Raw genomic sequence first — 13,366 nt, forward strand, 5'->3', positions numbered from 1 at the left:
ACGCGGCGTGTGCCAACGCGGCAACCACACCCGCCAAATGCCCGGCTGGACCGTCCGCGTCATCGACCCCGACCGGCACATCGTCGAAACGACGACACCCACCGGACACACCTACCGATCGTCACCACCACCCGCACCCGGCGCCCAACACCAGAACCACACACGGGACCGTGCACGAGCAACTTCCCACGCCCGGCCCCGCGCCGACCACCACTGGCCCAGTGACGCAACCACCCACTGAACCACCACCAACAGCAGCTCACAGCCCTGCCCACCACCGTCAACCTGGCGGCGTGGGCGGGGCTCGACGCGATATGGTCGATACCAGCACGCGGTTGTGCCTAGGGTTCCGCACGTCGCCCGTGGCTTCGTTCAGGCGAAGCACTCCCCACAATCAGGGCGGCATGGCCAGGACCGAGCGGCACCAGCTCCGGCGTCATAGCGACGGCGAGCCACACCTGACTGGATAAAAGCCTTGAGGGCCCGGTGTCCCCTACCCTCGGGAGCATTTCGTGGCCGCCTCCACTCCGCTCGTCGTTCTGGTCGTCCTTATCGCCGCCGTCCTTCACGCGGGCTGGAACGCCATCGCGAAGGCGATGTCCGATGGCTTCAGCCTGTTCACCCGGATGTCCGTCGCCGTCGTCGTCATCGGCTTTGCGCTCGTGTGGTTGGTCGATCCACCGCACCAGGACTCCTGGCCGTGGCTCGCGGCATCCGCAGCGGTTCACGTCGCCTACATGATGGGCTTGCTCGTCGCCTACCGCCTGGGTGACTTCAACCAGACCTATCCCCTGGCTCGCGGTCTCGGTCCCATGGTGGTCGCCATCGTCGCGGCCACGCTGATCGATGAGCCCCTAGCCCTGCTGCCCGCATTGGGCGTGGTGATCATCGGCGCCGCCATCGCTGTGCTCGGCCTGACACCATGGCGACGCATCCGCCACAACCGTGCGGCGATCGCAGCAGCCGTCCTGACCGGTCTCACCATCGCCACATACACCCTGCTCGACGGCATCGGCGTCCGCAACAGCGGATCCGCGGCCCGATACACCATCTGGTTGCTCACGGCGCACAGCGCCGGGTTCGTCATCACGGTCAAGTTGCTCCGGCACAGTCGATGGATCCCGGCGGAAAGCCCCAAGCCGACGCCATGGTTGGCGGCCACCGGCACGGCGATCATGTCGATGCTCGCCTACGGTCTGGTCCTGTGGGCGCAGACGAAAGGCACGCTCGCCGCCGTTGCCGCCTTGCGGGAGAGCAGCGTCGTTGTCGCAGCCCTGTTGGGCGCGGTCCTCTTTCGTGAACCGATGGGCCGGATACGCGTGGGTGCCAGCGTCGCGGTCGCCGTGGGCGTCGTGCTGCTTGCCCTCGGCTAGTCGCGGCACACGTCAGCGGCCGGCGGCAAGCTGACGGGACATCCGCTCCAACTGCGCCAGTCGCGCCTTCATCGACGGGTGCGGCTCGAACATCCGGGCCGCCGCCCCCGGCTTGTGCTCCTTGCCGTCGATCCGAACCGACGAGTCGAACGGGACGATCGCCAGCGCCGAGGCCAGCCGCTTGGAACGAAGGTCCTCGTCAGGGACCCGTTGCTCGGCATCCGATACCTTGATGAGGGCCGCCGCCAGCACAGCGGGCGCACCAGTGATTCGCGCGGCTGTCCGATCCGCTGCCATTTCACGACGACGTGGCAGTGGCGTCGATAGCACGAAGCCAGGTATGGCCACCAACACGCCGAGGCATATGGCCGGAATCACCAGGTACAGCGCAGCGAGCGCGATGGCGATCCGCGCCAGCACGAACAAGATGACCCGTCTATGTGCCTGACGGGGCGAGAAACGGCTCACCGGCTCCGTATCCGGAAGGCCGGACTTACCACGTTCGACGAACATCGGCCGCCATGCCTTGCCACACGATCGAGCAGCCCAGCACAGTTTCAGATCCAGCCGGCCCATGAGCATGAAGATCGCGCCGGGCAGCATGACCGCCCATCCCGACATGGCCTCCGCGAAGGCCATGACCCGTGTGTCGCGATGTGCGATATGGGCGATCTCGTGCGCAAGAACCGCCTCCAGGTGGTCGTTGTCCAGCGTCTCCACCAGACCTGTGGTCACGCACAGCGTCGGCCGCTTCCCGGGCTCGACATACACCAGGCAGTTCGGAGCGTCCACGTCGATAATCCGAACCTCAGGCTTATCCTGGCCGGCGACTGCGCACAGCCGGTCGAGGATCGCGTGCAGCGCCGGCTGATCTGATGGGCCGCATCGCGTCGGCTCCACGCCGATCGGCCCACCCTTGAGCATCCATCGGAAGCTCTCCGCTCCCAGCAGCGCGATCATCGGCAGCAGAAGGCCCAGCCACCACGACATCCCCATGGCCCAGGCCGCCCAGCAGGCGAGTACGGCGTACCCGATCGAGACAGCAACGATGACCAGCCACACGAACATGACCGGCCAAAGCCACCGGATTTCCACGCGGTCGTCCACTGATCTCTACTCCTTGCTCTCCCGGGCTACGGTCCCGGACGACGGTAGAGTACTGGGCGCCGGTGCAAGGCCGCTTGCACTCGGATCGCCGGCTGTTCGACGGCCGGGGTTTGTCCTTTCCATCGCACGGCCTGTCCGTTGTGCCGATCAGATCTCATTTGCCCTGCTCATCGGTTCAATGCTCCAATGAGCTGGTGGATCATGATGCAGTGTTCGCATTGTTCGACGAGCAGATGCGACGCGGCGCACGGCCCGACGCACCCGGAGCCAAGGTCGAGCACATGGGCGACCTCGTGCGGCAAGTCGGCACCGACGACGGGTGGAACGGCATCATCTGGTCGAACCTCGATCCCGAGTCTGCAGCCTCCGCCATAGCGGAGCAGGTGGAGCATTTCAAAGCCTTGGGGCGTGATTTCGAGTGGAAGGTGTACGCCCACGATCAGCCACGGAACCTCCCCCGGCTGCTCCGCAAGGCCGGCTTCGTGCCCGAGCCGGAGGAGACGCTGATGGTCGCCGAGGTTCATGACCTGCCAGCCAACATCGAGCTCCCAGATGGCGTGCACCTGCACCCTGTGACTGACGGGGCGGACGTGGATCTGGTGACGGAGGTCCACGATCGGGCGTTCGGTACGGACAGCTCCTGGATCGGCCACCAACTGCGTGCTCAGCTCCGCGAGGCACCGGAGACCGTCGCCGTGGTCGTTGCCATGGCCGGTGATCGGCCTGTGAGCTCCGCGCGGATGGAGTTACACCCGGGCACCCGTTTCGCGAGCCTGTGGGGTGGCGGCACCATCGGAGAGTGGCGTGGGCAGGGCATCTATCGGGCGACCGTCGCCTACCGTGCTCGCATCGCAGCCGAGGGTGGTTACCGCTACATGCAGGTCGACGCGTCCAGCCAGAGCCGTCCCATACTGCAGCGGCTCGGGTTCACGCCGTTGAGCACCACCACCCCGTACCTGTGCACGCACTAAGAACCTGCAGTGGTCACAATGCCGCTAGGCAACTCCGGCGAGTCATGGCAGGATCGTGCAGGTGACCAGCAGACCCGCCACAGCGCAGCACTTGCGCGACCTTGCGCAGCTGCGCCGCGTCCGTGACCGGATCGACCGGGAGTACGCGCAGCCGCTTGACGTCGAGGCGCTCGCTCGCGGCGTGAACATGTCGGCCGGGCATCTCAGCCGTGCGTTCCGGCTCGCCTACGGCGAGTCGCCGTACGCCTATCTGATGACGCGGCGCATCGAGCGCGCGATGGCGCTGCTGCGTCGTGGCGACCTCAGCGTCACGGAGGTCTGCTTCGCGGTCGGCTGCTCGTCGTTGGGCACCTTCAGCACCCGTTTCGCCGAGCTCGTCGGTATGCCGCCCAGCGTCTATCGGCGCCAGGCGGCTCGCGCCACGATGGGGATGCCGCCGTGCGTGGCCAAACAGGTGACCAGACCGATCAGGAATCGAGAAGCGCCGGTCACGCAGCCGCAGCTAACGTAGCCGCCATGGACATCACCATTCACCAAAGTTTCCTCCCGCACAGCGACCCGGACGCCTCGCTGGCCTTCTATCGCGACACCCTCGGCATGGAGGTCCGCGGCGACGTCGGATACGGCGGGATGCGCTGGATCACGGTCGGGCCCGCCAACCAACCCAGCACGTCCATCGTCTTGGAGCCGCCGGCACCCGAGGGATGCGGCAAGACCGACGACGAGGTCCGCGCCATCACCGAGATGATGGCCAAGGGCACCTACTCGGGCGTCAACCTAGCCACCCCCGACCTCGACGGCACGTTCGAGCAGCTACAGGCCGGCGAGGCCGAGATCGTCCAGGAACCGACCGATCAGCCGTGGGGCGTTCGTGACTGCGCGGTCCGCGATCCATCCGGCAACCTGATCCGCATCCAGGAGCTGCGCTGAGCCGTCCGGCAATCGCAGCCATGCCCCCGCACCGACGGCCCGCGTAACAGATGGAGACACATGAGCATGGCCACGAGGACGGACACACAGTCGCCCGCAGTGCACGTTGCCGACAGCCACGACCTGATCCGCGTGCATGGCGCCCGTGAGAACAACCTCAAGGATGTCAGCGTCGAGATCCCGAAACGCCGGCTCACGGTGTTCACCGGTGTCTCCGGCTCGGGCAAGAGCTCGCTGGTGTTCGCCACGATCGCGGCCGAGTCGCAGCGGATGATCAACGAGACGTACAGCGCCTTCTTGCAGGGCTTCATGCCGAGCATGGCCCGGCCCGACGTCGATCTGCTGGACGGGCTGACCACCGCGATCATCGTGGACCAGGAGCGGATGGGCGCCAACCCACGCTCGACCGTGGGCACCGCCACCGATGCGAACGCGCTCCTGCGCATCTTGTTCAGCCGGCTCGGGGATCCGCACATCGGATCGCCTCAGGCGTTCTCCTTCAACGTCGCATCGATCAGCGGGGCGGGTGCTGTCACCTTCGAGCAGGGCGGAAAGACCGTGAAGGAGCGCCGCGAGTTCAGCATCACCGGCGGCATGTGCCCGCGCTGCGAGGGCATGGGCAGGGTGACAGACTTCGATCTGACCCAGCTCTACGACGACAGCAAGCCGCTCAGCGAGGGCGCGCTCACCATCCCCGGCTACAGCATGGACGGCTGGTACGGACGCATCTTCGGCGGCGCCGGCTTGCCCATGGACAAGCCGATCGGGAAGTTCACCGAGGCTGAGCTGAACAAGCTGCTCTACGGCGAGCCCGAGAAGATCAAGGTGGAGGGTGTCAACCTGACCTACGAGGGCGTGATCCCGAAGATCCAGAAGTCGATGCTGTCCAAGGACCGGGAGGCGATGCAGCCGCACATCCGGGCTTTCGTCGACCGGGCGATCACCTTCACCGCGTGCCCCGAGTGCGATGGCACCCGGCTCAGTGAGGCCGCCCGGTCGTCGAAGATCAAGGGGCTCAGCATCGCCGACGTGTGCGCGATGCAGATCAGCGACCTAGCCGACTGGGTTCGCGGCTTGGACGAGCCCTCCGTGGCGCCGCTGCTGACGACGCTGGGAGACACCCTCGATTCGTTCGTGGAGATCGGGCTCGGCTACCTCAGCCTCGATCGGCCGGCGGGCACGTTGTCCGGTGGCGAGGCCCAGCGCACCAAGATGATCCGCCACCTCGGCTCGGCGCTGACGGATGTCACCTACGTCTTCGACGAACCGACCATCGGCCTGCATCCGCACGACATTCAGCGGATGAACAACCTGCTGCTGCGATTGCGCGACAAGGGCAACACCGTGCTGGTCGTGGAGCACAAGCCCGAAACGATCGCGATCGCCGACCATGTCGTCGACCTCGGTCCCGGCGCAGGCACAGTAGGTGGCAGCGTCTGTTTCGAGGGCACCGTCGAAGGGCTGCGAGAGAGCGAGACCCTCACCGGCCGCCACCTCGACGACCGGGCCAGCCTCAAGAAATCCATACGCAAACCCACCGGTGCACTTCAGATCCGCGGGGCGCGGCAGAACAACCTCCAGGATGTCGACGTCGACGTCCCCACCGGTGTTCTGACCGTCGTCACCGGTGTCGCCGGCTCCGGCAAGAGTTCCCTGATCCACGGAAACCTCGCAGGACGTGACGAGGTGATCGTCGTCGATCAGACCGCCATCAAGGGCTCCCGGCGTTCCAACCCCGCCACCTACACCGGGCTGCTCGAGCCGATCCGCAAGGCGTTCGCGAAGGCTAACGGCGTCAAGCCCGCGTTGTTCAGTGCCAACTCCGAGGGCGCGTGCCCCACATGCAATGGCGCAGGTGTGATCTACACCGAGCTGGGCGTCATGGAGACCGTCGCCACTACTTGCGAGGAGTGCGAGGGCAAGCGGTTCCAGGCAGCGGTACTGGAATATCGACTCGGCGGCAATGACGTCGGTAAGGACATCAGCGAGGTGCTGGCGATGTCGGTCACCGAGGCCGAGGAGTTCCTCGGCGCCGGTGAGGCGCGTACGCCGGCCGCACACAAGATCCTCGACCGGCTCGCCGAGGTCGGGCTGGGTTACCTCAAGCTCGGCCAACCGCTCACGACGCTCTCCGGTGGTGAGCGGCAGCGGCTCAAGCTGGCCACTCGCATGGTCGAGAAGGGCGGCGTCTACATCCTCGACGAGCCGACCACCGGCCTGCACCTCGCCGACGTCGAGCAGTTGCTCGCCCTGCTCGACCGGCTCGTCGACTCCGGCAAGTCGGTCATCGTCATCGAGCACCACCAAGCGGTCATGGCGCATGCCGACTGGATCATCGATCTCGGCCCGGGTGCCGGCCACGACGGCGGCCGGATCGTCTTCGAGGGCACACCCGCCGACCTCGTCACGAACCCCTCCACCCTCACCGGCGAGCACCTCGAGGCCTACACCGGCAGCTGAACGAAGGCCCCTATGCGCGCCGGGTCATGACACGCGAGGTCACCATGAGCCCCAGGGCTGCCCACGCCGCGAGCACGACGAACGGAAGCACCGCGATCCCGGCGCCGGACGCGTCGATGGTCTCCCGCACCGCTTGCGCCATGTATTGGAACGGAAGCCACTGGTGCACGTCCGCGGCCCAACCGGGGAGCCGCTCCGCTGGGTAGTTGATCGGCGCGAACATCAGCGCCACGATGAGGACGAGGTTGGTGATCAAGCCCACGAGGGCGGGTTTCACCGTGTACGCGATGCAATAGCCGACGCCCGCGGTCCCGGCGCTGACGAGGAGGACCGCAGGCACCAACAACGGACTGACCGAGATGTCGAGGTCGAATCTCAGGACGGATACGAGAAGCGTCATCGCCAGTCCCGGTAGCGCAACGACGATCCATACCGCCGCGTCCGCCGCCATCATGGCCAGCCGCGGCACGGGCATCGAACGCTGGTAGTCGAGCAGGCCCTTCTCCTTGCGCTGCGCGACGAGCTGGGGCGCCATGACCATGCCCACGGTGATCAATGAGACGGTCATCGCACCAGATGTCAGATAGAGGGCCGCTACGTCGTCGACCCACGGGATCAGCAGCGAGAAGCCCACGACGATCCCCGCCGACATCAACGTCTGGATCGCCAAGAAGATCGGCAGTTCGGTCCGCAGGCGCAGGACGTTCCATTTCAGAAGCAGCCCGAAGCTACGCAGCCAGTGACGCATGTCCACCCTCCACCGTGCCGTCGCCGACGCCGTCAGCCGAGCCGACGAGCCGGATGTAGATGTCTTCGAGACTCACCGGGTTGAACGAGAACTCGTCGACCAGACCGGCGCGCTGGTGCACCTGTGCCCACGACAGCGCGGCCGAGCAATCGTCGGCCTTGACCGCGACCATCATGCGCCGTCCGACGACGACGGCGGCGTCCGCGCCATCGAACTCGTCCGCCAGGCTCCGAGCCACCGAGCTGTCCACCGCGGTGACCTCGAGCCGCAGCCGGTCGGCGTCGTCACCGCGTAGGTCGGCCGGTGCGCCCTGTGCGACGACGCGTCCGCGGTCGAGAATCGCCAGCCGATCGACCGCTCGCTCCGCCTCGACCACGTTGTGCGTGACCAAGAGGACCGCGCACCCGTTCTCGGCTAGCGTGCGGACTTGTCCCCACAGGACGCGTCGGCGCACCGGGTCCACGTCGTTGGTCGGTTCGTCGAACATCACCAATCGGCCGGGCTCCGCCGCTGCCATCGCAAACGCCGTCAACCGGCGAACACCACCGGAGAGGCGTTCTCCCTTCGCGCCGGCCCACTCGCCGATGTCGAGCGCTTCGATCAGCTCGTCCGCGCGCCGCCTCGCACGCTTCCGAGCCGCACCACGGATCCGCGCCATCAGTTCGATGGCCTCTCGCGGCGACACACCATCCAACGGTGCCTGTGCTTGAGGTTGCAGTGAACAGACCCGACGTGCCATCTCCGGGGCAGCGATCGCGTCCTTGCCGCCGATCCGTATGCCTCCGGCTGTGGGCTTGGCGATCCCGACCACCTGATTGAGCAACGTGGTCTTTCCGGCTCCGTTGTGGCCGAGCAACCCGTACACCTCGCCGGCCGACACCTGCAGGGACACATCGTCATTGGCCCGGAGTCCCTTGCGGTACTCCTTCGTCACGTGCTCGATCTCAAGCACAGGCGCGTCAGCGCTCATCCGTGTCCTCCTCCGCGCCTTCTGCGTGGCCGGTTGTCTCTTCGTCGTGAGCGTCCCCGGGCGGACCCGCGGGGATAAGCCACGTGACCAGCCGGACAGGCCGGGCGTCAGCGGGCCGCCGCTCCGGGTCGACCCGTTCGTCGAGCCTGGATAGAACGTGCCGTTCCAGCAGCGCGCCGAAATCGGCCCGGAACGCGGCCATTTCCTCCGCGGTCATCCATGTCCAGCTGTACGACTCGACGGTGTTCTCCCGCCATCGGGCGGGTTCAACACGCTTCGAGGCACGCCATGAGCGCATCCTTGCCATCTCGCGGTTCAGCATCACCTCGTCAACGGCATCAACAGCACGGGCCAGCTCGGGGGTATCGTCGCCGGTCCCGAACGTGGTGCCTTCGATCACGGGCTTCCAGCGCCGCTGCCTGCCTGGGCCGCTACCGGCCTCTTCGACGAAGCCGTAACGTGCCAGCTGCCGGAGGTGCCACGAGCAGTTCGCGGGCGACTCGTCCTGCAACTGCTCGGCGAGCTCGGTAGCCGTCCCGGAGCCCAGCTGCACCAGGTGGTCCATGATGGCGAGCCGCACCGGATGTGCGAGAGCACGCAGTTCAGCGGGATCACGCAGCTCACGCTGCGGTATCGAGAACTCGGACGCGTCGTCGCCTGTCGATCCGCTCTCCCCCGGCTCGTTCCGGCCCTCTGTCTGCTCGTCCTCATTCGTCGACATCCTCAAAAACTATCTTTCGATAGCCTTCTTTCGCAAGGGCCCTTTCGACGATTCGGACCATCGTCACAGCACGTGAGGTCACTGGCGTCCTAGCATGAAACGATGCACCGCAGCGAGCAGCCGGAACGGGACCTGTCATGCCGGCCGTCATGACCGTCGGGCACGGTGCGCGGCCGGCCGAGGCATTCGTCGCCGTGCTCCAAGACGCCGCTGTCGAGGTTCTCATCGACGTACGACGGTTCCCTGGATCACGCAAGCACCCACAGTTCGGCCGGGAAGCGCTCGCCTCCGGCGTCTACGACCACGGCATCCGGTATGAATGGCAAGGTGATGAGCTCGGCGGACGCCGGGATCGTCGTGAGGACACCCGGCACACGGCGCTGATCAACGCCGCGTTCGGCGGCTACGCCGACCACATGGACACCCCTGAGTTCCGGCGAGCGACAGCCGAGCTGATCACCCGCTCGGGCGACGAGCAGTTAGCCGTCATGTGTGCTGAGACGCTCTGGTGGCGCTGTCACCGGTCGTTCATCGCCGACGCTCTGGCCTGCCAGGGCACCGACGTGGTTCACCTGCTCGACGTCGGCCGCCGAGAGAAGCACCGCATCCGTCCGACGATGCGCGCCGGCGACGACGGGTGGCCGGTCTACGACGTCCCCGACACGCTGCCACTGGACGAGTAGCCGCGGCAAACGATCCTATGCGTCCAGCGCCGCGAGCAACTGTTCCAGCGAGGATCGTGTCATAGGCCGCTTCAGCAGGTCAGTGGTCTCACGCTCGACGAAATACGGCGTGGTCGTGGTCAGCCGGGTTGAGCGTCTCGGACGCGTCGGCGGTACATGCACCGCGCCATCTCCACACCTCGTGTGGGCGAGACCATCGCTCACACGAGGTTTCGTTTGTGCGTAGAGACAGCGCCAGCAGGCCTGACAAGGTCGCTGCGGAGCATCCGAGGTCCGTCGGGATCACGAAACATCGGCCCGGTGTAGCCGGGCACGCCCATGGACGACGCGGGCCAGGTGGCCGAATACTTCGGCGCAGGTGGCCAGCGCAAGGGCGACGATCTCGAGGCGGCGGGCTCGCCGCCTGGAGATCCGGGAACGTCTCTGGGCGGCGCGTTGCCGGTCAATGGCCTCGCGGATCTCCAGTTGGTGGAGTTGCTTCTCGCTCTCGATCTGTTGGATCCGGTATTGCTGGTCGATGGTCAGCATCGAGTGCTCCCGTGATCAGTGAGGTGAGGAGTGGCCGAGGCGTACGGCCGGCCGCCCGGAGAAGCACCGAACCCGCCCGACGATGCGGTGCGCCGGCGACGACGGGTGGCCGGCCTATGACGTCCCCGACACGCTGCCACTGGACGAGTGAGCCGCGGCAAACGACCCTATGCCTCGAGCGCCGCGAGCAACTGTTCCAGTGAGGATCGTGTTATGGGCCGCTTCAGCAGGTCAGTGGTCTCGCGCTCGGCGAATATGGCGTGGTCAGAGTCAGTCGGGTCGATGGCTTCGCAGATCGTGTTGTAAGTCCAGTTGAGGTACGCCGTAATCGCGACCGAGAAGGACGCGAGTCCGAGCCTTGGCCATTGGCCTGCGGCATGAACGTAACCGTCGCGGAACGCCGCCGCCGCATTCCCGTTGATCGATGGTCGCAGCGTCCAGTGCGTGAGTGCGGATCCGAGTTCGAGTTCGGAGGTGAGAGACCCGGCGAAGTCCCATTCGGTGACCACCAGCTCGTCATTGTGACTTGTGCGGACATTTTCCGGGATGAGGTTGCAATTGCAGAGAATGACCTCGCTGCCGTCGATGTCGGACTCGACAGTGCACAAGTCAAAGATCGCCGGGAGTGCATCGCCCAGCTGCTCCGCCCAGGGTTTGCCGGCGGCGCGGGCTCGATCGAGCAGACCTTCCCATTCCGAGTCGGGCGGCCGCGAGGTCATGTACGGGTTGATAGGCGATTCGCTCGGGATAGCCAGGGAGTGAAGCGTCCCGTAAATCGTGCCGATCCGGCGAGCCACCGCCGCGAGCGTTGGGGTCACCGGCGAGGGCCCAACGTCGATCCACTCATGAACCCGCCAGGCCTGGGCCTCCACGGTTTCGATCAGAAGACCTTGAGGACTGCGAACCGGAGTCGGCGCGGCTATACCGGCGGCAACCGCCGCATCGCGTAGCTGAGCGCCGACTTCGGCCTGCGCATTGGTGATCCAGGGGTACACAGTGACGGCCAGCCAGCGACCGCGCCCGGTCGTGATCGACCAGCAGCGGCCCATCGGAGTGAACGAGACAGGTGACGCCGGACTGGTGACGCTGCCGAGGCCGAACGTTGTGGCCAGCGCGTCGGCGAACCCGTCGGGCGCCACAGGCGCACTCTCGGCCCGGCGCTCGACCTCGGACTTAAGCTCGGGCCAATCGCGCATGCCGTACTCGACGGCGAGTATCCGTTGTGCCTCCGCCAGCGATGCTTCGGGGTTGGATTCACGCAGCGCAGTGTGGAAGTCCTTAGCCTCTTTGCGCAGAAAGTCGAGACTTGGGTTGTCAGGCAGAAATCTCACAGCGTGTCCTCTCCTGCCCGGACTCGCACGGGCCACAAGAGAGCACCGTGTACTTCGCTCTGGCCAATCACGACATTGGGGTGGCTTCCAGCCTTCCGGCGAGTCTCGACGCAGCCCCAGCCACGTGGCGCAAAATGCTACACGATCTCCGACAGTCCGGTCAACGGATAGCTGTTCCGGCCGTCTCACGTTCGCGAGCACCAGAGCGGACACTTCCCCGTCCGACACGTTGGATAAGGTCAAGGCGTGGACCTCGTCACTCTCGCCGACATCCGGGCGGCCCAGAATCGCATCGGTGATGTCGCCGTACGGACCCCGCTCATCCCCGCGCCGTGGGCGCCCGGCAACGGCCAATTGTTCATCAAACCTGAGATGCTGCAGCCGATCGGCGCGTTCAAGATCCGCGGTGCCTTCAACAAGATCGCCTCGCTCACCGCAGACGAGCGCGCCCGCGGCCTGGTCGCCTCCTCCAGCGGTAACCATGCGCAGGCGGTGGCATACGCGGCGCGGATGTTCGACGCCAAGGCCACCATCGTCATCCCCGACACCGCGCCCGCCCACAAGGTGGCTGCCACCAAGGCGCTGGGCGCCGAGGTGATCCTCGTGCCACCGGCGGAACGCGATGTCGTCCCCCGTCAGCTCGTCGCCGACCGCGGCTACGTCCTGGTCCCGCCGTTCGACGACGCGGCCATCATCGCCGGACAGGGCACCATCGGCGCGGAGATCGCCGACGACCTGTCCGACGTCGACCTGGTCCTGGTACCGGTCAGCGGTGGAGGGCTCATCTCCGGCGTAGCGACGGCCATCAAGGCGCTGCGGCCCGAGGCGCGCGTCGTCGGCGTCGAGCCGGAGCTCGCGGCCGACGCCACGGACAGTTTCCGTACCGGGCGACGCGTCGAGTGGTCGCCTGAGCAGACCCACCGGACCATCGCCGACGGCCTGCGCACCGCCTCCGTCGGCGTCCTTCCCTGGGAGCACATCCGGGCCTATGTCGACGACATCGTCACGGTCTCCGAGGACGAGATGCGTTCGACGATGCGGACGCTCGTCGTCGACGGACGGCTCGTCGCCGAGCCCAGCGGCGCGGCCGCCACCGCCGCCTATCTGTACGCGCGTGAACGGCTTCCAGAGGCCACCAGGACGGTCGCCGTCGCCAGCGGCGGAAACGCCGACCCGGCGCTGCTGGCGGAGATCCTCGCCATCGGTTGATCATTGAGTCGGCGCTGATACATCACGTGACGACCCGCCATCGCCCACGCGGAGGTCCCCATGACGTCGAACACGCCCACAGCCGCGGAACTCGTCGACGAGGTCCGCACCGAGCTCTCCTCCGTCGAGCAGAAGCTCGCGAGCCATCCGTTCCTCGCTGCACTCGCCGCAGGTGACGTTCCCAAGGCCGCACTGGAACACTTCGCGGGTGAGCAGCATTGGATCATCACCAGCGACCGCCGAAGCTTCGCGTACCTCGCCGCGCGGTATGCCGACTCCGAGGCGGGCGAGTTCTTTCTCGGCCTCGCCCACGGTGAGGGTGTCGCTCTTGGTCA

14 protein-coding genes are annotated in these 13,366 nt (G+C 66.5%); 8 read left to right on the forward strand and 6 right to left on the reverse strand.

Annotated features, from left to right (window positions below; translation table 11 throughout):
• Nucleotides 1-512: 512 nt before the first annotated feature.
• A complete protein-coding gene (locus ELR45_RS29230) occupies nucleotides 513-1,373 on the forward strand; it encodes an EamA family transporter (RefSeq protein ID WP_129669443.1) in 861 nt (286 codons plus the stop codon).
• A 12-nt stretch (nucleotides 1,374-1,385) separates the two neighbouring features.
• Here the strand turns inward: ELR45_RS29230 and ELR45_RS29235 are convergent, their stop codons facing one another.
• Nucleotides 1,386-2,480 (reverse strand): M48 family metalloprotease, encoded by a 1,095-nt coding sequence (locus ELR45_RS29235; protein ID WP_129669444.1) that lies wholly within the window; start codon nucleotides 2,478-2,480, stop codon nucleotides 1,386-1,388.
• Between the two features lie 194 nt (nucleotides 2,481-2,674).
• Here ELR45_RS29235 and ELR45_RS29240 point away from each other — a divergent pair, with 194 nt between their 5' ends.
• The 4 genes from ELR45_RS29240 to ELR45_RS29255 all read left to right on the forward strand — a co-directional run bounded on the left by ELR45_RS29240 (nucleotide 2,675) and on the right by ELR45_RS29255 (nucleotide 6,841).
• Nucleotides 2,675-3,451 (forward strand): GNAT family N-acetyltransferase, encoded by a 777-nt coding sequence (locus ELR45_RS29240; RefSeq protein WP_129669445.1) that lies wholly within the window; start codon nucleotides 2,675-2,677, stop codon nucleotides 3,449-3,451.
• A 61-nt stretch (nucleotides 3,452-3,512) separates the two neighbouring features.
• Nucleotides 3,513-3,962 (forward strand): helix-turn-helix transcriptional regulator, encoded by a 450-nt coding sequence (locus tag ELR45_RS29245; protein WP_129669446.1) that lies wholly within the window; start codon nucleotides 3,513-3,515, stop codon nucleotides 3,960-3,962.
• A 5-nt stretch (nucleotides 3,963-3,967) separates the two neighbouring features.
• Nucleotides 3,968-4,381 carry a VOC family protein gene (locus ELR45_RS29250; protein WP_129669447.1) on the forward strand — a complete coding sequence of 138 codons (414 nt, stop codon included), beginning with the start codon at nucleotides 3,968-3,970 and terminating at the stop codon, nucleotides 4,379-4,381.
• A gap of 60 nt (nucleotides 4,382-4,441) precedes the next feature.
• Complete coding sequence (locus ELR45_RS29255; protein WP_129669448.1) at nucleotides 4,442-6,841, forward strand: ATP-binding cassette domain-containing protein; 2,400 nt, start codon at nucleotides 4,442-4,444, stop codon at nucleotides 6,839-6,841.
• A gap of 10 nt (nucleotides 6,842-6,851) precedes the next feature.
• Here the strand turns inward: ELR45_RS29255 and ELR45_RS29260 are convergent, their stop codons facing one another.
• From ELR45_RS29260 to ELR45_RS29270, 3 genes are read right to left on the reverse strand one after another with little or no spacing between them, the layout of a single operon-like run.
• Nucleotides 6,852-7,589, reverse strand: coding sequence for an ABC transporter permease (locus ELR45_RS29260; protein WP_129669449.1), 738 nt, complete (start codon nucleotides 7,587-7,589; stop codon nucleotides 6,852-6,854).
• On the reverse strand, nucleotides 7,570-8,559 hold the full coding sequence (locus ELR45_RS29265; RefSeq protein WP_129669450.1) for an ABC transporter ATP-binding protein: 990 nt from the start codon (nucleotides 8,557-8,559) through the stop codon (nucleotides 7,570-7,572). The genes ELR45_RS29260 and ELR45_RS29265 overlap by 20 nt, the downstream gene beginning before the upstream one ends.
• Nucleotides 8,549-9,280, reverse strand: coding sequence for a winged helix-turn-helix domain-containing protein (locus ELR45_RS29270; protein WP_129669451.1), 732 nt, complete (start codon nucleotides 9,278-9,280; stop codon nucleotides 8,549-8,551). Before ELR45_RS29270 ends, ELR45_RS29265 begins: the two co-directional genes overlap by 11 nt.
• A 149-nt stretch (nucleotides 9,281-9,429) precedes the next feature.
• On the opposite strand from ELR45_RS29270, the gene ELR45_RS29275 reads away from it, so the two are divergent.
• Nucleotides 9,430-9,963 carry a DUF488 domain-containing protein gene (locus ELR45_RS29275; RefSeq protein WP_205857501.1) on the forward strand — a complete coding sequence of 178 codons (534 nt, stop codon included), beginning with the start codon at nucleotides 9,430-9,432 and terminating at the stop codon, nucleotides 9,961-9,963.
• A 282-nt stretch (nucleotides 9,964-10,245) separates the two neighbouring features.
• Here ELR45_RS29275 and ELR45_RS29280 read toward each other — a convergent pair whose 3' ends face one another.
• Entirely contained in the window at nucleotides 10,246-10,491 is a 246-nt protein-coding gene (locus ELR45_RS29280; protein ID WP_129669453.1) for a hypothetical protein, read from the reverse strand.
• Between the two features lie 167 nt (nucleotides 10,492-10,658).
• Nucleotides 10,659-11,822 carry an aminoglycoside phosphotransferase/kinase family protein gene (locus tag ELR45_RS29285; protein WP_129669454.1) on the reverse strand — a complete coding sequence of 388 codons (1,164 nt, stop codon included), beginning with the start codon at nucleotides 11,820-11,822 and terminating at the stop codon, nucleotides 10,659-10,661.
• 246 nt (nucleotides 11,823-12,068) lie between these two features.
• Here ELR45_RS29285 and ELR45_RS29290 point away from each other — a divergent pair, with 246 nt between their 5' ends.
• Both ELR45_RS29290 and ELR45_RS39535 read left to right on the forward strand, forming a co-directional pair.
• Nucleotides 12,069-13,031, forward strand: coding sequence for a threonine ammonia-lyase (locus ELR45_RS29290; RefSeq protein WP_129669455.1), 963 nt, complete (start codon nucleotides 12,069-12,071; stop codon nucleotides 13,029-13,031).
• A 60-nt stretch (nucleotides 13,032-13,091) separates the two neighbouring features.
• A partial coding sequence (locus tag ELR45_RS39535) for a thiaminase II/PqqC family protein (protein ID WP_205857502.1) occupies nucleotides 13,092-13,366 on the forward strand: 275 nt, incomplete at its 3' end.

Origin of the sequence: Phytoactinopolyspora endophytica (assembly GCF_004138495.1) — a bacterium.
GTDB classification, from domain to species: domain Bacteria; phylum Actinomycetota; class Actinomycetes; order Jiangellales; family Jiangellaceae; genus Phytoactinopolyspora; species Phytoactinopolyspora endophytica.